This window comes from Paenarthrobacter sp. CAP02, assembly GCF_040137855.1.
GTDB lineage: Bacteria > Actinomycetota > Actinomycetes > Actinomycetales > Micrococcaceae > Arthrobacter.
The window spans coordinates 1-20,320 of record NZ_JBEEII010000014.1; the positions used below are offsets into that span (position 1 = coordinate 1).

The 20,320-nt window shown below is 64.3% G+C and carries 18 protein-coding genes; 12 read left to right on the forward strand and 6 right to left on the reverse strand.

What is annotated here, in order from left to right; genetic code table 11:
- Positions 1-78 precede the first annotated feature (78 nt).
- The 4 genes from ABHM97_RS19240 to ABHM97_RS19255 all read left to right on the forward strand — a co-directional run bounded on the left by ABHM97_RS19240 (position 79) and on the right by ABHM97_RS19255 (position 5,460).
- The gene (locus ABHM97_RS19240) at positions 79-648 is read left to right on the forward strand and encodes a GNAT family N-acetyltransferase (RefSeq protein WP_349471878.1); all 570 of its coding nucleotides are present in this window, start codon (positions 79-81) and stop codon (positions 646-648) included.
- Positions 649-863: 215 nt separating this feature from the next.
- Positions 864-1,151, forward strand: a complete 288-nt coding sequence (locus ABHM97_RS19245) for an HU family DNA-binding protein (protein WP_011776355.1) — start codon at positions 864-866, stop codon at positions 1,149-1,151.
- Between the two features lie 125 nt (positions 1,152-1,276).
- Positions 1,277-3,487, forward strand: a complete 2,211-nt coding sequence (locus ABHM97_RS19250; protein WP_502921311.1) for a bifunctional copper resistance protein CopD/cytochrome c oxidase assembly protein — start codon at positions 1,277-1,279, stop codon at positions 3,485-3,487.
- The gene (locus ABHM97_RS19255) at positions 3,487-5,460 is read left to right on the forward strand and encodes an NHL domain-containing thioredoxin family protein (RefSeq protein WP_349471879.1); all 1,974 of its coding nucleotides are present in this window, start codon (positions 3,487-3,489) and stop codon (positions 5,458-5,460) included. Before ABHM97_RS19250 ends, ABHM97_RS19255 begins: the two co-directional genes overlap by 1 nt.
- 17 nt (positions 5,461-5,477) lie before the next feature.
- On the opposite strand, the gene ABHM97_RS19260 is transcribed toward ABHM97_RS19255, so the two are convergent.
- The 4 genes from ABHM97_RS19260 to ABHM97_RS19275 all read right to left on the reverse strand — a co-directional run bounded on the left by ABHM97_RS19260 (position 5,478) and on the right by ABHM97_RS19275 (position 10,800).
- Positions 5,478-6,458: a hypothetical protein gene (locus ABHM97_RS19260; RefSeq protein WP_257369715.1), complete on the reverse strand. Its 981-nt coding sequence runs from the start codon at positions 6,456-6,458 to the stop codon at positions 5,478-5,480.
- A gap of 151 nt (positions 6,459-6,609) precedes the next feature.
- Positions 6,610-8,313, reverse strand: coding sequence for a helicase HerA-like domain-containing protein (locus tag ABHM97_RS19265; RefSeq protein WP_235517948.1), 1,704 nt, complete (start codon positions 8,311-8,313; stop codon positions 6,610-6,612).
- 9 nt (positions 8,314-8,322) lie between these two features.
- Positions 8,323-8,841, reverse strand: a complete 519-nt coding sequence (locus ABHM97_RS19270) for a GNAT family N-acetyltransferase (RefSeq protein ID WP_349471880.1) — start codon at positions 8,839-8,841, stop codon at positions 8,323-8,325.
- A 45-nt stretch (positions 8,842-8,886) separates the two neighbouring features.
- Positions 8,887-10,800, reverse strand: a complete 1,914-nt coding sequence (locus ABHM97_RS19275; protein WP_284987960.1) for an FAD/NAD(P)-binding protein — start codon at positions 10,798-10,800, stop codon at positions 8,887-8,889.
- Between the two features lie 288 nt (positions 10,801-11,088).
- Between ABHM97_RS19275 and ABHM97_RS19280 the strand changes: the two genes are divergently transcribed.
- The 8 genes from ABHM97_RS19280 to ABHM97_RS19315 are packed head-to-tail and all read left to right on the forward strand — an operon-like array spanning position 11,089 to position 18,551.
- A complete protein-coding gene (locus ABHM97_RS19280; RefSeq protein ID WP_211713550.1) occupies positions 11,089-12,054 on the forward strand; it encodes an amino acid ABC transporter permease in 966 nt (321 codons plus the stop codon).
- Positions 12,051-12,983 carry an amino acid ABC transporter ATP-binding protein gene (locus ABHM97_RS19285; RefSeq protein WP_349471881.1) on the forward strand — a complete coding sequence of 311 codons (933 nt, stop codon included), beginning with the start codon at positions 12,051-12,053 and terminating at the stop codon, positions 12,981-12,983. The genes ABHM97_RS19280 and ABHM97_RS19285 overlap by 4 nt, the downstream gene beginning before the upstream one ends.
- A gap of 8 nt (positions 12,984-12,991) precedes the next feature.
- Entirely contained in the window at positions 12,992-14,011 is a 1,020-nt protein-coding gene (locus ABHM97_RS19290; RefSeq protein WP_349471882.1) for an ABC transporter substrate-binding protein, read from the forward strand.
- Positions 14,008-15,174 carry an LLM class flavin-dependent oxidoreductase gene (locus ABHM97_RS19295; protein WP_349471883.1) on the forward strand — a complete coding sequence of 389 codons (1,167 nt, stop codon included), beginning with the start codon at positions 14,008-14,010 and terminating at the stop codon, positions 15,172-15,174. The genes ABHM97_RS19290 and ABHM97_RS19295 overlap by 4 nt, the downstream gene beginning before the upstream one ends.
- Positions 15,158-15,979: a DUF1684 domain-containing protein gene (locus ABHM97_RS19300; protein ID WP_349471884.1), complete on the forward strand. Its 822-nt coding sequence runs from the start codon at positions 15,158-15,160 to the stop codon at positions 15,977-15,979. Before ABHM97_RS19295 ends, ABHM97_RS19300 begins: the two co-directional genes overlap by 17 nt.
- The gene (locus ABHM97_RS19305; RefSeq protein WP_349471885.1) at positions 15,976-17,037 is read left to right on the forward strand and encodes an LLM class flavin-dependent oxidoreductase; all 1,062 of its coding nucleotides are present in this window, start codon (positions 15,976-15,978) and stop codon (positions 17,035-17,037) included. Before ABHM97_RS19300 ends, ABHM97_RS19305 begins: the two co-directional genes overlap by 4 nt.
- Positions 17,038-17,046: 9 nt before the next feature.
- Positions 17,047-18,393, forward strand: a complete 1,347-nt coding sequence (locus tag ABHM97_RS19310; RefSeq protein WP_349471886.1) for an NtaA/DmoA family FMN-dependent monooxygenase — start codon at positions 17,047-17,049, stop codon at positions 18,391-18,393.
- The gene (locus ABHM97_RS19315; RefSeq protein ID WP_349471887.1) at positions 18,390-18,551 is read left to right on the forward strand and encodes a hypothetical protein; all 162 of its coding nucleotides are present in this window, start codon (positions 18,390-18,392) and stop codon (positions 18,549-18,551) included. The genes ABHM97_RS19310 and ABHM97_RS19315 overlap by 4 nt, the downstream gene beginning before the upstream one ends.
- On the opposite strand, the gene ABHM97_RS19320 is transcribed toward ABHM97_RS19315, so the two are convergent.
- On the reverse strand, positions 18,548-19,744 hold the full coding sequence (locus tag ABHM97_RS19320; protein WP_349471888.1) for an FG-GAP repeat domain-containing protein: 1,197 nt from the start codon (positions 19,742-19,744) through the stop codon (positions 18,548-18,550). The two genes, ABHM97_RS19315 and ABHM97_RS19320, sit on opposite strands and share 4 nt — an antisense overlap.
- A gap of 72 nt (positions 19,745-19,816) precedes the next feature.
- Positions 19,817-20,257, reverse strand: a complete 441-nt coding sequence (locus ABHM97_RS19325; RefSeq protein WP_349471889.1) for a GNAT family N-acetyltransferase — start codon at positions 20,255-20,257, stop codon at positions 19,817-19,819.
- Positions 20,258-20,320 lie beyond the last annotated feature (63 nt).

The following is a 20,320-nucleotide window of genomic DNA, read 5'->3' on the forward strand; positions in this document are numbered from 1 at the left end:
TTAACAAGGGGGAGCCCCGACCACGACGGTCGGGGCTCCCCCCATTTAACACCCCAACAGCTCAGGTACTGTCATGGGATGAATCTCACCCGGAACATCCCCTTTGACTCCGCCGACACCGCGGACGGACGCGGGCCATTGACCTTGCGCCCGTTGGAGTTCCAGGATGCCGGCCCCTTGGCGGCGGCCTACACACGGAACCGGGAGCACCTGGCCCCCTGGGACCCGCAACGGAGCGAGGAGTTCTTTGGCGCTGCTGGACAGGCCAAGGACGTGGAAGCCAAACTAAACCTGTTCGCTGCCGGCAGCGAGGTGCCCTGGGTCATTACCGCGGGCCAGCGGGTCATCGGCCGAATCACGCTCTCCGGCCTCGTCCGCGGACCGTTTCTCAGCGCGAACATGGGGTATTGGATTGACCAGGAGTTCACGGGCAGAGGCCTGGCATCTGCCTCCGTGGGTCATGTCCTGACCATGGCTGCGGATGAGTTGGGACTCCATCGCGTGCAAGCCGCGACCCTGGTCCACAACCTGGCCTCGCAGGCGGTACTCAAGCGCTCCGGGTTCGAGCGGATCGGGATGGCGCCAGAGTATCTTCAGATCGCCGGTACGTGGCAGGATCACGTCCTCTTCCAACGCATCCTGTTCTGACAGGACCGGACGACGGCTCCCTGCCGACGGCGAAGGGTACGCCAAGGGCGTAAAGCGGTCCCAAAAACCCCTAAATTGCGGTGATTTTGGTCAAAAAGGCGCGGAAACACGCGGAATTTGCTGGCCATGGCTGCCCAAGCTGGTAAGTTTTCGAACAGTGGCTTGCTCGCATTCCGCTTGAAAGCTCAAAAACGTATGAGTCCAGGAGGACGTAAATGGCTAAGAACCGTAGTGAACTCGTTGCAGAGGTAGCAGGCAAGGCTGGCACCAGCCAGGCAGCAGTCAACTCCGTGCTCGATGCACTGTTCGAGGTTTTCGAGACTTCTGTCGCCGCTGGCGAAAAGATCACCATCCCGGGCTGGCTCGCAGTTGAGCGCACCGACCGTGCAGCTCGCACCGGCCGCAACCCGCAGACCGGCGAAACCATCCAGATCGCAGCCGGCCACAGCGTCAAGCTGACCGCTGGCTCCAAGCTGAAGGCAGCTGTCGCCAAGAAGAAGTAATTACTCTTCGGCGAACGCCTTGAAGGGACGGCAACCTGATGGTTGCCGTCCCTTTTGCTGTTAGTTAATGCACATAGCGCCCCTTACGATTCGCAGCCCGGGAGCGGGTAGCGGACAATGGATAGGTGCCGTCAGCAAGAAGCTCCGCAACTGCCCCTTCGCCCGTTCCCAAGCCGGGAACGCGTGGAGGTGACTCCGTCGCGGGAATTTCCATTCCATGGCAGCTGGCCGGCTTGGCGGTCTTGTTCCTGGTTCTGGCCGGGGCACTGATCTTCTCCGGAGCTGCCGCAGCCCGGCAGGTCTCCGATCCCGGCGCTCTGGTCCGATGGGGTCTTCCCATTGCAAAAGCCGTACACAACATTTCTGTGGCCACCGTCGTGGGTGGGCTGATCTTCGCCGTCGGCATCCTGCCCAAGAACCTCGGCGGCTCCCGGTCACGGGAGAAGGACCTGGACGCTCCGGAGCATCCGGCGTTTACCCGGGCCCTTGGAGTTGCTGCGGCCGCCGGTGCCGCCTGGACGTTGTCGGCCGTAGCGGTTCTCGTTTTGACGTACGCGGATGTCGCTGGCCAGGGACTCTCCGGTGACGCCGAGTTCACTCGGGCGTTGGTGTATTTCATGACCGACATCGACACCGGTAAGGCGTGGCTCGCGGTCACCATTATCGCCGCAGTGGTCACCACGGCACTGTTCGGCGTCAGGTCGTTGACGGGCCTGGCTTTCACTCTTCTTTTGGCCCTTATTGGTCTCGTTCCTACTGCCCTCATTGGGCACTCTTCAAGCTCCAGCGACCATGAAGGTGCCATCAACTCCCTGGGCCTTCACCTGGTGGGAGTCTCAACATGGGTGGGTGGCATCATCATGCTCGCCGTCCTGTCAGGACTCCTCACGGGTTCACGAAGCCAAGGGCGCCCGGACATCACGGAGCAAACCCTCCGGCGCTTCTCCGCCCTGGCAGGCTTCGCGTTCGTTCTTGTGTTCGCCTCGGGTGTCATCAACGCAGCCATCCGGGTCACCAACCCGGCGGACCTTTTCGGTTCGCCTTACGGCCAGCTGATCGTCGCCAAGGCGCTGGCCACCCTGGTCTTGGGCGGCATTGGTTTCATGCACCGTCAGTGGGTTATCCCCCAGCTCGGCAAGGGCGGTTCCATGTCCGCGCGCCGCGTGCTGTGGCAGTTGGTGCTGGTTGAACTGCTCGTGATGGGTGCGACGTCGGGCCTCGCCGTTGCGCTTGGGCGCTCGGCACCACCGCAGCCCACCACCTACGCGCCGGACGCGTCGCCGTCGTTCATCCTCTCCGGCTACGAGTTGCCAGCCGAACTGACGCCCGAGCGGTGGCTCACTGAGTGGCGTTTCGACTGGCTGTGGGTAGGTGTAGCGCTCTTTGGCGCAGTCACGTACGTCATGGGCGTCGTGAAGGTCCGCAAGCGTGGAGACAAGTGGTCCTGGTTCCGGGCTGCGAACTGGACGATCGGCTTGGTTGTACTCACGTACATCACGTCAGGTCCGCCCGCTGTCTACGGCAGGGTGCTCTTCTCTGCGCACATGGTGGACCACATGGCCCTCACCATGGTGGCGCCGATCTTCCTGGTCCTCGGGGCGCCGGTAACCCTCGCCTTGCGCGCCCTCCCGGCCAGGGGCGAAGGAGCCCTGGGCTCCCGGGGACTGCGCGAGTGGTTGCTGTTGTTTGTCCACTCCAGGTTCTCGCAGATCGTCACCCACCCGCTGTTCGCCGCAGCGAACTTCGCAGGGTCGATCGTTTTGTTCTATTACTCGGATCTCTTCGGCCTGGCGATGCGCGAGCACGTTGGCCACGAGCTGATGAATGTCCACTTCCTGCTGACCGGATACATCTTCGTGCTCAGCATGATCGGCAGCGACCCGCTGCCGCGCCGTGCCCCTTATCCAATGCGCCTGCTTCTGCTGCTGGCCACGATGGGCTTCCACGCCTTCTTCGGCGTGGCCATCATGGGTGGTACGGGCCTGCTCGCCGCGGACTACTTCGGAAACCTCGGCCGTGCGTGGGGCCCGTCGGCCTTGGGAGACCAACAACTGGGTGGAGCCGTGGCCTGGGGCATCGGCGAGATACCCACGCTGCTGGTGGCGATCGGGGTGGCTGTCATGTGGTCCCGTTCCGATGAGCGCGAGACCCGCAGGGTGGACCGGGCGGCCGACAGGAATAACGACGCCGATCTCAGTGCTTACAACGATATGTTTGCCCGCCTGGCTGATCGTGACGCCAAGATGGCGGGCCGGAGCACGCAACCTGCCCGGACGGACCCCACCACGGACCCCGCCGGGCAGACTGAACCACAAACCAAGCTGGAAGGACGCTGATGAGCGAAACCGTACGCACCCAACTCCGGGTCCGGGCCTCCGAACTGGAGGGCCGCGGCTGGCTCAACACGGGCGGCAAGTCACTGGATCTCGAATCCCTGCGGGGAAAGATCGTGCTGCTCGACTTCTGGACGTTCTGCTGCATCAATTGCCTGCACGTCCTGGATGAGCTCCGCCCGCTCGAGGAAAAGTACTCGGACGTCCTGGTGACGGTAGGCGTGCACTCGCCCAAGTTCGAACATGAGGCCGATCCGGTGGCCCTGGCATCAGCCGTTGAACGCTACGAAATCCACCACCCGGTCCTTGACGACCCTGAGCTTGCCACCTGGAAGGCCTACACGGCCCGCGCGTGGCCAACGCTCGTCGTGGTCGATCCGGAGGGCTACATTGTTGCCCACCTGTCGGGCGAGGGCCACGCAGGCGGCCTTGCCGTGCTCCTGGAGGAGCTCGTAGCCGAGCACGAAGCCAAGGGAACCCTGCACCGCGGCAACGGTCCATACGTGGCGCCGGAGCCGACGTCGGGCACGTTGCGCTTCCCCGGGAAGGCCACCCAACTGGCCAATGGCAACTACCTCGTAGTGGACTCCGGCCACCACCGGCTGGTGGAGCTCCGCCCGGACCTTGAGACCGTGGAGCGCGTTATTGGCTCGGGGACCAAAGGCTACTTGGACGGACAAGCTGAGATCGCTCAGTTCAACGAGCCGCAGGGCGTAGCTTTGCTCCCGTCTGAGCTCGCATGGAAGCTCGGATACGACGCCGTGGTGGCCGATACGGTCAACCACCGGCTGCGCGGAGTGACGCTCAGTTCCGGCTATGTGCAAACCGTTGCGGGCAACGGAGTGCAGCGCCTGCTGGACGCCGGTCCCGCCCGGGTCACCGACTCGGGTGCGGGTACGTGGTCCGAACACCACGACGACGGTCCGGCCGACTTTGCGGCGGACTCCGTGGACGTCGGAGCACTGGGACTTGGCACTGAAGTTTCCCTGTCCTCGCCCTGGGATGTGGTCTGGAGCCAGAAGCTGCAGAAGGTCGTCATTGCGATGGCCGGAACCCACCAGATTTTCGCTTTCGACCCCCTGACCAACGAGGTTTCGATCCTTGCCGGTTCCGGGCTTGAAGGCCTGTTGGACGGCAAAGCCGAGGAAGCCTGGTTCGCCCAGTCGTCCGGCCTTGCGATCGACGCGGACGACAACATCTGGGTTGCCGATTCTGAGACGTCCTCCCTGCGCCGCCTGGTTCTCAGCGACTCCGGCGTGACCGTCGAGACCGCTGTAGGCAAGGGCCTGTTCGACTTCGGGTTCCGCGACGGTGACTTCGCGGAGGCCCGTCTCCAGCACCCCTTGGGCGTCACGGTCCTCCCTGACGGTTCAGTGGCCATTGCCGATACGTACAACGGCGCCGTTCGACGGTACGACCCCGTCGCCAAGTCCGTCTCCACGTTGGCGAGGGGCCTCGCCGAGCCGAGCGACGTCGTCGTGGTTCAGGTGGAAGGCAGCGAGCCGTTGCTTGTCGTGGTGGAGTCGAACAAGCACCAGCTGGTCCTGGTTCCCATCCCGAAGGAAGCCCAGCAGGTGGACGAGGGCGCGTCGCAAACGCACCGCCCCAAGAGCCCTGTCATGCCGGGAAACCTTGAGCTTGCCGTGCGGTTCAAGGCCCCCACAGGCCAGAAGCTTGACGATCGCTGGGGTGACCCGACGCAGTTGAAGATCTCCTCCACACCCCCTGAGCTGCTGGTTTCAGGTGGAGGGACGTCGGTGGGCTTGCTCCGTACCCTTGAACTGTCTGCCGACGTTCCCGAGGGCATCCTGCACATCACGGCACGTGCTGCCGCGTGTGATGGACCCGAGACCGAAGACGGCGAAATCCCGGACCACGCTGCGTGCCACCTCTATCAGCAGGATTGGGGCATTCCCGTGGTCCTGCAGGCCGATGGCGAGTCCGAGTTGGTGCTGGACCTCCGCGGCATGGACTAAGAACCCACGGACAGGCCTCAGAACGTCAGCATGGGCGTCACCGTCACGGTGTCGCCGCTGACGTCCAACTGGGTGGTGAAGCTGAAGTCGTGCTCAACGCTGAGGTCTTTGCCTGCGCCCGTAAAGAGGTCGATTTCGCGGGCGGTCAGCGTTGCCTTGCCATTCAAAGGCGCTACGACCCACTTGCCGCCAAAGGGCTCAATGGTGACCTTGGGGTATTCCGTGATGGCCCATTTGATGGTTCCGTCCACTACCCGGGCATTACTGACGTGGTAGAAGGGGCAGTCCGGCTGGAGGCGTTGCTGTTCCGTCGCCTGGACGGCGCACGTGTCCAGGAACTCCTTGACTTTGCCCGCGACGGCGTCATTCATGGCCTTCGTGGACCGCGTCAAGAGGTTCAGGGGGGCTGTTCCGCCGTCGCGCGTTGAAACGAGCGCCGACGCAGGAGGAGCCTCGAAATAGGTGCCGTTCAGGCTTGCTTCGTATTTGCCGGGGAAAAAGACGGCGAAGGTGTTGTGGCCGTTGGGCATGTTGACGGGGACACCGTTGAGCGTCGCTTCGCTGGCATTGACTACCGTGACGTCAATGGTGGGCAAGGTGGTGGGCACGAAGGCCCATTTGGTGAAGAACAGCCACTGGGTTCCGGTGCGCTCCATCAGGAATTCGGTGTGGAGTCGGTTGCCGTCCAGGGTGTATTCCACGGGTACGGCCATCCGGTTGCTGCCACGGGATTCGGGGTTCCCCACCTTGACGTCTGACATCTTGGAGGCGGCGGTTTGTAACGCGGTTCCGTCGAGCATTGCGGCGTTGGCGCTGGGAACTTTGGCCCTCAGCAGCCCCAGTGCTTGTGCGCCGTCACCCTTTTGCAGGGCTTGGAGGTATTCCTTGACGGGCTGTTGGGGACTGGCCACCGAGGAGCTCACCAGGTTGATGCATACTATGGCTCCGGCGGCAGCAAGCATCAGACCGAGCAGCCACCCGGCTGCGGTCCTGACCATCGCTTGACTCAACTGCACGCCCTTTACGTTACCTGCCGCAGCCGAAATCACTGTGCACGAAGGCGTCGGAGCGACTTATGTCCACCGTGTGGAGAAGGCACGACGGCGGGCGGCAGCTTATGGTGCCGCCGCCCGGGCCCGGCGAAGAGGGTTAGCGACGCCGGCGCGAGGAGGTGCCGAAGACACCCCTCATGAGGTCACGGCCAAGCTGGGTGCCCATGGACCGGACCATGCTCTTGAGGCCACCGCCCAACGCACCTCCCAAGGCGCCGGCGATGTCACCGAACATTCCGTCCTGTGGGGCGGGTGCCGGGGCAGGCGCGGGAGGGGCCGGCATGGGCGGGGCCGGGTAGGACTCGGGGGTGGAAGGCCGGGAGCTTGGACGGCCGAGGATTTCCTCCTCAATACGGCGGGCTTCGGCGTCGATGTCTGCCTGCGATGTTCCCGTGGAGGAAGCCGGCGCGGGCGGCAGGCCCGGTGCGGGGTCGCCTGTGGAGGCGGCAACCTGGCCGTTCAGCTTCTCGTACGCCGAGACGTTGTCCACGGCGGTACCGTACTTCGACAACAGCGCGGACGCAGCCACCGTGCTCCGGATGAGCTCGTCAGTGCTGGGTCCCATGACGGACTCGGGCGCCCGGAGCCGGGTCAGGGCAACAGGCGTGGGAGCTCCTTTTTCGTTCATGACGGTGATGACAGCTTCGCCGATGCCGGCGGAAGTCAGTGTTTTCTCCAGGTCGTAGTCGCTGACCGGGAACGTGGACACCGTGGCTTTGAGCGCCTTGGCATCCTCGGGGGTGAAGGCCCGCAGGGCGTGCTGCACCCTGTTGGCCAGCTGGCCCAGGATGTCGGCGGGAACGTCCTTGGGAGTTTGGGTGACGAAGAAGATGCCCACGCCTTTGGACCGGATGAGCCGGACCGTGGTGGTGATGGCTTCAAGGAACGCCTTGGAAGCGTCGTTGAAGAGCAGGTGGGCCTCGTCCAGGAAGAAGACCAGCTTGGGCTTGTCCAGGTCGCCGGCTTCGGGCAGGTCTTCGAAGAGGTCGGCGAGGAGCCACATCAGGAAGGTTGAAAACAGCAGGGGCTTGGTCTGCAGCGTCGGGAGTTCCAGGCAGCTGACCACTCCGCGGCCGTCCGGTGCTGTGCGGAGCAACTCGGCGGTATCGAACTCCGGTTCGCCGAAGAATTTCTCCATGCCCTGTGCTTCCAATCCCACCAGTTCGCGCAGGATCACGCCGGCCGTGGCTTTGGAGAGGCCGCCCAGGTTTTCGAGCTCCGCTTTGCCCTCGTCGGAGGTGAGGAACTGGATGACGGCACGGAGGTCCTTGAGGTCGATCAGTTCAAGGTTTTTCTGGTCGGCGAAGTGGAAGATCAGCTGGAGGCTGGACTCCTGGGTGTCGTTGAGGTCCATGATGCGCGAGAGCAGGATGGGCCCGAAAGAGGTAATGGTGGCGCGGACCGGGATGCCGTTGCCGTCGCCACCGAGCGACAGGAACTCAACGGGGAAGTTCTTCGCGGACCAGTCCTGGCCCAGCGCAGAGGTACGGGCTGTCAGTTTCTCGCTCCCGGTTGCGGGCGTCGCCAGCCCGGACAGGTCGCCTTTGATGTCGGCGAGGAAAACCGGGACACCCGCCGTCGAAAGCTGTTCGGCGATCATGTGAAGCGTGACTGTCTTGCCGGTACCGGTGGCGCCGGCCACCAGACCGTGCCGGTTCATCATGGCCAGCGGGAGGCGGACCTGCGCCTCCTTGTGGACTTCGCCGTCCACGATCGCTGCACCAAGCTCAATGGTGGCACCTTCCAGGGTGTAGCCCTGCTGGATGGTGGCTAGTTTTTCGGCAGTGGTTTTGTTGGCCATGCGCATAGCTTAGCTGTGCGCGGCAAGATCCTTGCTGAAAGCCAAATGCTTGATTTCTTCGGGGTCTGCGGCGAGGTCGAACAGTGCCGTATACCCTGTGGCCAGGTACAGGTTTTTGGCCTCCGGCTGCCGGGGACCCGTGGTCAGGTAGAGCTTGGAGTAGCCGCGGCGCAGGGCCTCGGCTTCGAGCTCAAGGAGCACCCGCCGTGCCAGGCCGCGACGGCGATGCGCTGAGTGCGTCCAAATCCTCTTGAGTTCGGCGGTGTCCTGGTCATAACGGCGGAAGGCGCCGCCGGCCACTGATTCGCCGTTCTCCTGGAGGATGATGAGCGCACCGTGCGGAGCCGCGAACTCTTCGGCAGGGTAACGGTTGAGTTCCTCGGCCGCGCCCTCACTGCTGAACAGATTCCCGTAGCGCGTCTCATATTCGACGGCGAGCTCGTCCAGGAGCGGGCGGACGCGAGGATCGTCCATTGGCAGGCTCAGGACGGTGATGTCCGACGTCGAGAGGGGCGGCGAAGTGGTCATGTCATGCCTTTCGTGAACGGATACCAACCAGGTCACAGCTGCGAACTAGTTGGGTTGGAGCGCGGGGACGGCGGCAACCGCGGACAGGATCCTCCGCGCCAGGGCGTCATTTTCCCGGAACGGAGCTGCGTTGGTGTTGGGACGGGCAAAGGCGCCCGCGCCCCAACCGGAAGTCCATGGTCCCACCGCAAACAAGCCCTTCTGTGGAATACCAACGGGGGACAATACTTCGTGATTCCCGGAAACCAGGAGTTTCCCCGTTGAGTGGGTTCCTTCGGAGGTGAGCAGCCGCTGTTCGGTTCCCCATCCGGCGTCGTGCAGGTGCAGCAGGGCAGGGTTGGCGGACCGTTCCACCGACGCCGAGGGCAACCGCGCCTCGATATATGCGGACGAGTCAACCACCACGGGGGACTGGAAGGAGCCCGCGACGAACCGGCCAAGGGATTCATCAGCGCGAACCCACATGCCCGGGCCCAGGAATTTCAGGAGCCCGGCCCTGTGCAGCGCAAGCATTTCGCGGAGGCGGTGGGAAGGGGGCCCGGAGTCAACGAAGCTGAAGAAGCCGTGCCACCAGCCGTGGATAGCCTGCTGCGAGCGGGCGTTGAGCCGCTCCTGCGGGACAAGCCGGCCCAGATCCATGTAGACAAACAACAACGCGGTGAACAGTGCGAGGGTTTCGGAGTGGTCGCTGCTGGTGCGGAGGTTGAGGTCGTTCTGGATGTACGCGGCCACCGAACGCTGCACGGCGTCATGGTCGGCGAAAGCGCAGCCGCTCAACGGGTGGTCGAGCTTCTCCAGATCCAGCCGGAGGGCCGGATCCGGCACGGATACGGCCACCAGCTCTTCCCGTGCCGAGCTGTACCACTGGACGGCGTCAAAGTGCGCTTCGAAGCTCTCCCACGTTCCCAACACCCGTGACGGGTACCCGGTGAACAGTTCCCGGTAGTAGGCGTAGCCGGCATCCTTCGCGATCAGGGGCCACAGTTGGGTGCGGAAATCGAGCTCCTGATGCTCGGCCAACAACGACTGGACAGCCTCTGCAGTGAAATACCGGGGCCGGGCAATCGGCTCGCCGCGCAGCTCCGAGGAGATCTTGGAGTGATACGGCACCCCGCGCCGCGACCCTGCCCAGACCCGGGGTTCGGCGCCGGATGGCACGTAGTCGAGTTCGCCGTCGGGCCTTTCCTCGAACCTTCCGCCGCGACCTTCGAACAACAACACCAGCAGGTCAACGAACGCGAGCCCCATTCCGGAGACAATCACGTCCTGGCCTGCTTCCACGGCGGAGTAGTCCACATCAGTGGTGTACGACGGCGGCGCATGGAACCCGCCGTGGGTGGCAGCGAAATCGCTGAGGCGGGCGGACTCGGGATCCAGCAAGGAGTCGGTGTGGCCGAGCGCGTAGACCACGACGTCGGCGGCCACCCCAGCACCGGAAGCCAGCTTCACGTGGTGGGAACCGTCGTCGGAAGCGCGTTCGACGGCGGTTGCCGTGTCCTGATGGACCGTGACCGTCACTTCTGTGCCGAGCGAAGAGACAGCCCGACGGAAGAACCATTCAAGGTACTTGCTCTGGAGTTGCCTGGTGGGAAAGGACGACGGCGTCAGCGAGCGGAGCTGTGCGAGCAGGTGCGGCTCCAGCGCTGGAACGTCGCGGATGGTGCCATCCAGTACCCCCGCGGCCCAGGTTGCGAGGCCCGGCCCATCGACGGAGGGTCCATCGCACGCCACCGACGCGTCAGTGAACATGGTGACGTCCGCTGCCGTTGAGTTGAGCAGGAGACCGGGGTCCTGGTCGTAGCGCCAGATCCTGCCCGAGCCCGGCTGATGCGGCTCGATGACGTGGATGTCCAAGGGGCCGTCGAACAACGCGGGGCGGTTGGCTGCCAGCCGTTCCAGGACGCCGGCCGTGCGCGGACCGCCGCCAATGAAGGCGAGGGCGGGAACTCGTGACGGCATGGGATCTCCTGGCAAACAGTGGTTGGTGCAGTCCAATCTAGGGACCTCGGAGCACGCGGGTCGAGGAGCGGGTAACGGCCGTTCACCACGCGTAACACCGCGTTAAGGCACGCAAAATCCCGACGCATATGGCGCTTGATGACAGTGATTGTGACGCCGTGCGAAGCCTTGCGAAGCCCCGCGAAGTCCAGTGAAGAAGTGCAAATTCCCGCCTTGCTGGCGGCTTCGGCGCGCCCATAGATTGGCAGCCATCCACTAGACAACAACCGATCTGAAATGAGGTGGCGCATGAGTGCAATAGCACCGCCTGCCACGGCGGACACCGCACCGCCCACCCCGGACTACTCCGAATACAAGCTGGTCCCGGCCCGTCACCCCTGGCGTTGGGTGGGTACCGTGCTGGTTGCCGCCGGCGTTGCGGCCATCGCCTGGTCGCTGGTGACCAACCCCCGTTGGGAGTGGGGCGTGGTGGCCCAATGGTTCACCGCGCAGTCCGTTGTCAACGGTTTGGTGGAGACCCTTAAGCTCACGGCCATCTCCGGCGTCCTGGGCTTTGTGCTCGGGTTCATCCTTGCCCTCATGCGCTTGTCTGCCTCGCCTTTGCTGGTTTCAGTGTCCTGGACGTTCTCCTGGATCTTCCGCTCCACACCGCTGCTGGTCCAGCTCCTCCTTTGGTACAACCTGGGCTACCTGTACGAGAAGATCAGCCTGGGCATCCCCTTCACGGACGTCCGCTTCTTCGAGGCCCAGACCACCACGCTCATCAGCCAGTTCGCCGCTGCTGTGCTTGGCCTCACCCTGAACCAGGCGGCCTACTCCGCGGAGATCATCCGCGGCGGCATTCTCTCCGTGGACCAGGGCCAGTTGGAAGCAGCATCGGCTTTGGGTATCCCGGCGTGGAAGCGTTCCACCCGGATCGTGCTGCCGCAGGCCATGCGCGCCATCCTGCCCAATGCCTTCAACGAAATCATCGGCCTGGTCAAGGGCACATCGATCGTCTACGTCCTGGCCTACTCCGAACTTTTCTATACCGTCCAGGTCATCTACAACCGGACCCAGCAGGTGCTCCCGCTGCTCCTGGTTGCCACCCTCTGGTACGTGGTGATCACCTCCGTGCTGAGCGTCTTCCAGTACTACATTGAGCGCCACTTCTCCAAGGGCGCCCTCCGGACCTTGCCGCTCACGCCGCTGCAGAAGGCCCGGAAGTTTTTCGCCACCCACGTTGCCGCTTCCCCCACGAAGGACGCCCGATGAGCATCATCGCCGCACGCAAGCAGAAAACGACGGCGGCACAGGCTGCCGCTGAAACCGCAGCCGGGGAGGCTGCCGGCGAATCCCGCGAAACCGTGGGCGCTACCGGGTCAGCCCAGGCAGCCAACGACTCAGCCCAGGCCAAGGCCGGCACCCGCGGCCAGGTCGATATCGCCAACGTCCGGAAGTCCTTCGGCGCCACCGAGGTCCTCAAGGGAGTTTCCCTCACCGTGCAGCCTGGTGGCGTGGCTGTGATCGTCGGACCGTCCGGGTCCGGCAAATCCACGCTTCTGCGGACCATCAACCACCTCGAAAAAGTCGACGGCGGATACATCACCATCGACGGCGAACTGGTGGGCTACGAGGTGCGCGGCAACAAGCTCCACGAACTGCGCGAGAAGGACATCCTCAAGCAGCGCACCAACATTGGCATGGTGTTCCAGAGCTTCAACCTGTTCCCGCACCTCACAGCCCTGGAGAACGTCATTGAGGCGCCGATCGTGGCGCAGAAACGCTCCAAGGCCGAAGCCCGGAAACGCGGGCTGGAACTCCTGGACCGGGTGGGCTTGAAGGACCGTGCCGACGCCTACCCCCGGCAGCTCTCCGGTGGCCAGCAGCAGCGCGTCGCCATTGCCCGTGCGCTGGCTTTGGACCCCAAAATTCTGCTGTTCGACGAGCCCACCTCCGCACTGGACCCTGAGCTGGTCAATGAGGTCCTGGACGTCATCCGGGAACTGGCCAAGTCCGGGACCACGCTGATCATCGTGACCCATGAGATGGGCTTTGCCCGGGACGTGGCAGACACCGTGGTCTTCATGGACGACGGGTTGATCATCGAATCCGGTTCACCCCAGGAGATCTTCGCCAACCCGCGCGAGGAACGCACTCGGAGCTTCTTCTCCAAAGTCATCGAACCAGCTTTCAACATCTAGGACACTCCATGCTTCGCACTACCTCCGCCGTCGCCGCACATGAAACCAAGCTGCGCCCCACCAAACGCAGCCTTCTGGCACTCGCTGTACTTCCCGCCGTCGTGCTTCCCGTGCTGGCCGGTTGCTCCGATCCCGGAGCGTCGGCAGCCAAGCCGGAATCGGCGGCCGCCAAGAACGGCATTGTATACAACACCTCTGTTGACCAGAACCGGATCCGAGATGAGAAGGACGCCGCAGCGTCCGCCAAGGTACCTGCCGCCATCGCCAAAGACGGCAAGCTGACCGTGGCCACCACGGAGGGCTCCATCCCGCTGTCCTTCCACGCCACGGATGACAAGACCCCCATCGGCGTGGAGGTGGACATCGCCCAGCTCGTGGCCGACAAACTCGGCCTGGAACTGGACCTCCAGGTGACCTCGTGGGAGAACTGGCCACTGAAGACGCAGTCAGGCGACTTCGAGGCTGTGTTCTCCAACGTGGGCATCAACGCCGCCCGCGTGAAGTTGTTCGACTTCTCCACGTACCGCGCCGCCTACATGGGGTTTGAAGCGAAGAAGAGCTCAAGCTACGACATCAAGGGTTCGGATGACATTTCCGGCCTGAAGGTCTCCGTAGGGTCCGGCACCAACCAGGAGAAGATCCTGCTGGCGTGGAACAAGGAACTCGAAGCCAAGGGCAAAGCACCGGCCACGCTGCAGTACTACTCCTCCGACGCGGACACCATCCTGGCGCTGTCCTCCGGCCGCACGGACCTGAACCTCGCTCCCTACCCGTCAGTGACGTACCGCGAAAACACACGCGACGACCTCAAGGTAGTGGGGAAGGTCAACGCCGGCTGGCCCGCTGAAACCCTGGTTGCCGCCACCACGCTCAAGGGCAACGGACTGGCCCCGGCCATCACCGATGCACTGAACTCCACCATCAAGGACGGCTCTTACGCCAAGGTCCTGGAGCGCTGGGGCCTTTCCGAAGAAGCCGTGACGGAATCGAAGACCGTCACCGAAGCGACGTTCGGCACCGGCAAATGAAGTTCCAGGTCCTGGACATCATCCCGCACCTGAAGAATCCGGTGACGGGGGACATCGTCTCCACCGCTGATCGGCTCAACCAGGTAGTGGAGACGGCCCGCCGCGCAGAGGAGCTCGGCTTCGACAGCTTCTCCGTGGGGGAACGCCACGCCGGCGAGTTCGTCTCGTCATCCCCGACGACGGTCCTCGCCGCGATCGCCGCCGTCACCAGCCGCATCCGCCTCCAGACCGGTGTCACAGTGCTCTCCGTGCTGGATCCCGTGCGGGTGGCCGAGGACTACGCCACGATCGACCAGCTGAGCCGTGGACGCCTGGAACTGGTGATTGGCAAGGGCAACGAGGTGCTGCAGTACCCGTTATTCGGCCTAAACCTGGACGATCAATGGGACCTGCTCGCCGAAAAGTATGCGCTGCTGCGCACGTTATGGCGCAAGGAAAGTGTCACTTGGTCCGGCCGCTTCAGGCCCGCACTCACCGAACCAACGACGACGACGCCACGCCCCTTTGCGGGGTCGCCCCGGATTTGGCACGGCTCGGCTACAACGCTGACATCAGCTGGGCTCGCAGCTAAGTGGGGCGATCCGCTGTTCACGGCCAACGCCATCCAGCCCCGGGAAAACTACAAGGTCCTGATCGACCACTACCGGGAAGAGTACGAGCGCCACGGCCACGATCCACGGCACCAGTACCTTGGCTCGGGCAGCGGCGCAGGTGGAGTGTTCATCGCGGACACCACCCAGGAAGCCATCCGCCAGTATGGCCCTGTCTATGAGGGCCTGACCGCCGGGCGCAACGTTCCAGGGAACAACTCGCCTTTCCGGGATATCCAGCACGCAGTCGCCGAGGGCCCGGCGTTAGTGGGCAGCCCGGAACAGGTGATTGACAAGATCCTTAGCTACCACTCCTTGTACAGCCACGATCTCCAGTCGATCTCCTTGCCCACCACCCTGCCCTTCGAACAGCAACTCGAGATCCTGGAGCGGTTTGCATTCGAGGTCATCCCGGCCGTCCGCGCCGCAGCCCCTACCACGCTGTGGGAAACCGGGGATCCTTTCGGTGGCCGCCCGGAGTTCGCCGGGGCCACCGAACCGGATGCCGCAGCAGCAGTCACCGCCGACCACGCTTTGAACAGGAGCGACACCGCAAATGTCTACGCACACTGAAACTGCCCGTGAAACCTTTGAACAGGACTGGCAGGACTGGCACGACGCCCACGAACGCCACCGCGCCGGCCCGCACGGCTTCCTTGCCGTCACCCACCTGCACTGGCTCAGCAGCGAGGCGACCCGGCTGGAAGGCGCGCCCGGCACCTGGAGTGCGGAGGACGACGTCGTACGTGTCGTCCTGGAACCGGGCGAAAGCCTGGAGCAGGACGGTGTCCAGCTCAGCGGCAGCATCGCGTTGGGTCCCATCGAGGAACGGGGCGGGATCAACCTGGTCTCCGGCGATACCGTGATCGAGGTCGCCAAGCGTGGTGGCGAGTACATTGTGCGGCCGCGCAACCCGGAAAATGCCCTTCTGCTGCAGTACCAGGGCACGCCCACGTACACTCCCAATGCAGCTTTCGCGGTGGAGGGCACGTTTGTTCCCTTCGACCAGCCGCGCCCCACCACTGTGGGCGCAGCGGTGGAAGGTATCCAGCATGTCTATGAAGCGCCGGGTCAGATCCGCTTCAAGTTGGCCGGCGAGGAGCTGGCGCTGACTGCGTTCAACGGCTACGCGCCGGGATCGCTGTCCGTGCTGTTCACCGACCAGACCTCCGGTAAGACCACGTATGCCGCCAACCGCTCGCTGTCTGTCACCCCGGCAGCCGACGGAACCGTTCAGCTGGACTTCAACCGCGCGGTGAACCTGCCGTGCGCCTACACCGACCTCGCAACCTGCCCGCTGCCGCCGGCCGAAAACCGGCTTCCGGTGGCCATCGAAGCCGGCGAAAAGATCCCCTACGAACGTCAGGACCAGAAGTGAGCAGCAACATCAACCAAGCCGGTTTCCTGGCCATTGAACTGGACGGGGCGGGCTACGCAAACCTGGCAGGTGCCGTGCTCGCCGCAGAATCAGCCGGGTTCCACGTGGCAACATTCAAGGACGCACCGGCGGCCGGCCGGGTCAACGCACTCCAGCGCGCAGCTTTCGCCGGGCCCATCACCCGCACCATCGCCGTCGTGCCGGAAGTGGACACCGTCTACACGGAGCCGTTCCACATCTCCACCCAGCTCGCCAGCCTGGACTACGTCTCCGGTGGCCGTGCCGGGTGGATCGCTACCGCCGCGGAATCGCCCGAGTCAGCTGCCGCCGTCGGACGCACCTCCGTGGAAGGTGACGTCCTGGCGCAGGAAGCTGCCGCCTCCATCGAGGTCGGCCGCCGCTTGTGGGATTCCTGGGAGGACGACGCCGTGATCCGCGACGTCGCCACCGGGCGCTACATCGACGTCGACAAGCTGCACTACGTCGACTTTGAAACTCCCGCGGACTTTGCCGGGACACCATATTCGGTGAAGGGTCCGTCCATCATCCCGAGGCCCCTCCAGGGCCAGCTGCCTGTGCTCGCTGCGGCGTCGCTGGTAGGCGAGGGCCTGGTCCCCGTGGATGCTGTCGACGCAGTCCTCGTCTCCGCGCCTACCGCGGAGCTGCTGGCTGCCGAGATCCGGGACGTGCGGGCCCGGCTTGGTGCCGCTGTTGCGGTCATCGCGGAGCTCGACGTCGTCCTGGACTCGCGCGGGCAGGACGCCGCAGCGCGCTTGGCGGCTTCCACGGAAAGCGGACGCGCGCGGTTCGCTGGCACCGCAGCCGACCTGACGGAACTTCTTGACTCGCTTCTTCAGGAGGCCGACGGCGTTCGCGTCCACCCCGCTGAGGTGGACGTGGACCTGGAGGAACTGTCACGTCTGGTCCTTCCGGAACTCAGGCGCCGTGGTTCGCTGCGGGCGCCCATCCAGGACGGGTCGTTCCGCGACGTGTTGGGGCTGGGGCCGGCGGAGAACCGCTATTTGACATCTGCCGCGGCTACCGCCGCCGGAAAGTAGGGGACCACCATGACACGAGACATTTTCCAGCCCAGCGGCCAGATCCAGTTCGGCATCTTCTTCCAAGGCGTCAACTCTGGCACCATCTGGAAAGCGGAAGAATCGGGCTCACAAACGGACTTTGAGTCTTTCCGCCACATCGTCCAGACCGCCGAACGCGGAAAGTTTGCTGCCTTCTTCCTCGGCGAAGGACTGCGGCTGCGCGAGCACCTGGGGCGCCCCCATGCGCTGGACGTGGTGGGCCGGCCCGATGCGCAGACCATGCTCGCAGCGCTCGCCGCCGTGACCCGGAACATCGGCCTCGTTGCCACCCAAAACACCACGTACAACGATCCCGCCGATCTGGCCCACCGCTTGTCGTCGCTGGACCTGATCTACGGGGGCCGGGCCGCGTGGAACGTGGTCACCACGGACAACGCCTGGACCGGGGCCAACTTCCGCCGGGGTGGGTACCTTGACCATGCCGACCGCTACAAGCACGCGGAAGCCTTTGTGGAAACGGCCAAGCGGATCTGGGACTCGTGGGAGACACCCACCGGTCCCGCCCGTCACGTCAGGCACGAGGGCCAGCACTACACCGTGGACGTCACACCGCGATTGCCGCGCAGCGCCCAGTACAGGCCGGTGCTCTTCCAAGCGGGCGACTCTCCCGAAGGCCGCGATTTCGCTGCCCGCCAAGCCGACGTGATCTTCTCGGCACACCCCAAGTTCGATGATGCCGTGGAGTTCCGTCGCGACATCGTGAGCCGCTCCGTCGCTGCCGGACGGGGTGCCAACGCCGTGCAGATCATGCCTGCCAGCGAGTTCATCCTCGCCGCGACCGATCAGGAAGCGCAGGAGAAAAAGGCCTGGGTCCGCAGCCTGCAGATCGGTCCGCAACAGGCCATCGCGTATCTGGAACAGTTCTGGGGGCGCGAACTGTCCTCCTACGATCCTGACGGTCCCCTCCCGGAGATCGATCCCGTGGTGGAGGAAACGTCAGAGACCCGCGGCAGCGGTTTCCACGGCGCCAAGGCCCGGCAACTCGCCGATCAGTGGAGGGCCGAGGCCAAGGACAAGGGCCTGAGCATCCGCGGTTTCGTCACCTCCAAGACGGCGCGCATCGACTCAACGTTCACAGGTTCGTACTCAGCAGTGGCAGACCACCTTGCCGAGTACGCACGGGTGGGTGCCGTGGACGGGTTCAACATCTCGCCGTGGCTCATCCCCACCGGCCTGGACGACATCGTGAACCACCTGGTGCCCGAACTCCAGGAACGCGGCGTGTACCCCACGGAGTACCGCGGGACCACCCTGCGGGAAAACCTTGGACTGGAGACGCCGGTGCGGTCCGAAGAGTCGGTACGGGTCTCGTGAAAACGGGCCTCTTGCTGCAGCTTTGCCGTCGCTGGTTTGGGTTCACGCCGGACCGGCGCGGCCAGGCGCCCGACGGCGGCGGGGCGACTGCCGCCGTCGTCGACCCTTCGCGTGGGACCATCAGCCTGCAGTTGACGGTGCTGGGGCAGCCGCTCTAAAGCAGCTCCTTGAAGACGTTCCAGCCTCGGCCGATGGGCCCATACGGGCCGTACAACGCGCCGGTTGACGCGCCTGTGGTGTAGCCGAGAAGGTTGCCGTCGGCGTCAACGGCAGAGATCTCGTTGTATTTGGAGTGGCCGGAACTGCCGAGCCCGGCCAGGATGGTGAACGACTCCCATCCGACGCCGACCTGTGCAGGCTGCTCCCAGCCGCCTTCGCCGTCGGTGGGATACTGGTACAACTGGCCATACTGATCGCGGCCGAAGATATCCACCGCACCATCGGCGTTCATATCACCGCCTGTGATGATCTTGTTCATGATCTGCCAACCCCACCCCACCTGCTCGGGCGCAAGCCAGCCACCTTCGCCGTCGCCAGGGTAAAGGAAGAGGCCGCCGGCGGTGTCGCGGGCCAGCACATCGTTGGTGCCATCGCCGTTGAAGTCACCCGGTCCCACGATGGTATTGAAGACGCCCCAGCCCTGGCCCACCTGGCGGCGGGGCAGCCAACCGCCCTCGCCATCGCCGGGGTACAGGAAGAGCTTGCCCGCGGCGTCCCGGCCCAGGAGATCGTTGAAGCCGTCGCCGTCGAAGTCGCCCGGGGAGAACACGATGTCAAAGACGTTCCAACCCTGCCCCACCTGCTGGGGTTCGTCCCAGGAACCTCTGTACGCAGGGCAGGGGCCTTCACACATGCCCTTGTAGTACGTGTAGGACCGTGGGTAAAGGATGAGCCTGCCGTCATTGGTCCGGGCCAGGGGCTCGAAGTTGCCGCGCCCCGTCCATCCCATCGCCCGGCTGGAGGCTTTGACGGGCAGGGTTTCCGCGCTCAATTGCGTGCCTGTGGGACAACCGGCCTGGCCTGGGGTAAGCGGGTGCACCCGCAGCGATATCCGCCCGTCCCTGTCCTCCGGGAGGATTTTCAGGACGTCGCCTTGACGCTCCTGGGGAAGGGGAACACCGTCCCGCAACCATTCAAGCGTGATCCCGTCGCCGGATCCGTCAGGGTTCCGGCAACCGCTGTAGCTGTAGTCGTACTGACGGCGCATCTCGGCGCCCACGTACGGTACGCCGTCGATGGACGGCGTTGGCTGGGAAGCTGCTTCGGAAGGGCCGGTGCCCAACAATCCCGCCGCCAACCCCAAGACAGCCGCCGATGCAAACCTGACAGTGCGCGCTCGAACAATCCCCATTGTTTCCCCCCGGAAGCCGGCATCGATGGTGCGTAGGTTTGTGCTGAGGCTACCTCACCGGGGGTGCTCCAGTCAGGGGGTTGCGGTAGAGACCATGAAAACGTCGATGGGATCCTCGGACTCCAGCACGAAGCCATGGCGTTCATAGAGTCGCCGAGCAGGGCTGCCCTGCAGGACGTCCAGGCGGAACGGCCGGTGGTCCGCCAAACTTTCCATGACGTGACGGAGCACGGACCCGCCAAGTCCTTTGCCCTGATGGGCGGGAGCCACGTAGAAGTGTTCGATCCACAGAGCATCCGCTTCCGGGCGGACTGCGATCACCCCGGCATCCACCCCATCGGAATGGATCACCGAAGTATGTTCCGGCTGGAATCCCTTCAGGAAGCGCTCACGTACCCGCACAGGATCGTATCTCCCAAGCCGCTCAAGGTCCGGACGCATCACCACCGCACGCAACTCAGCGATCCACGCAGCGTCGGAGGCTACGCAGGGACGGAGCACAAAATCAGCCATGCCAACCAGCCTATGCGCTCACAGCCCGTGGCAGCGCCGTCCCCTTGGCAACCTTAGGATGAA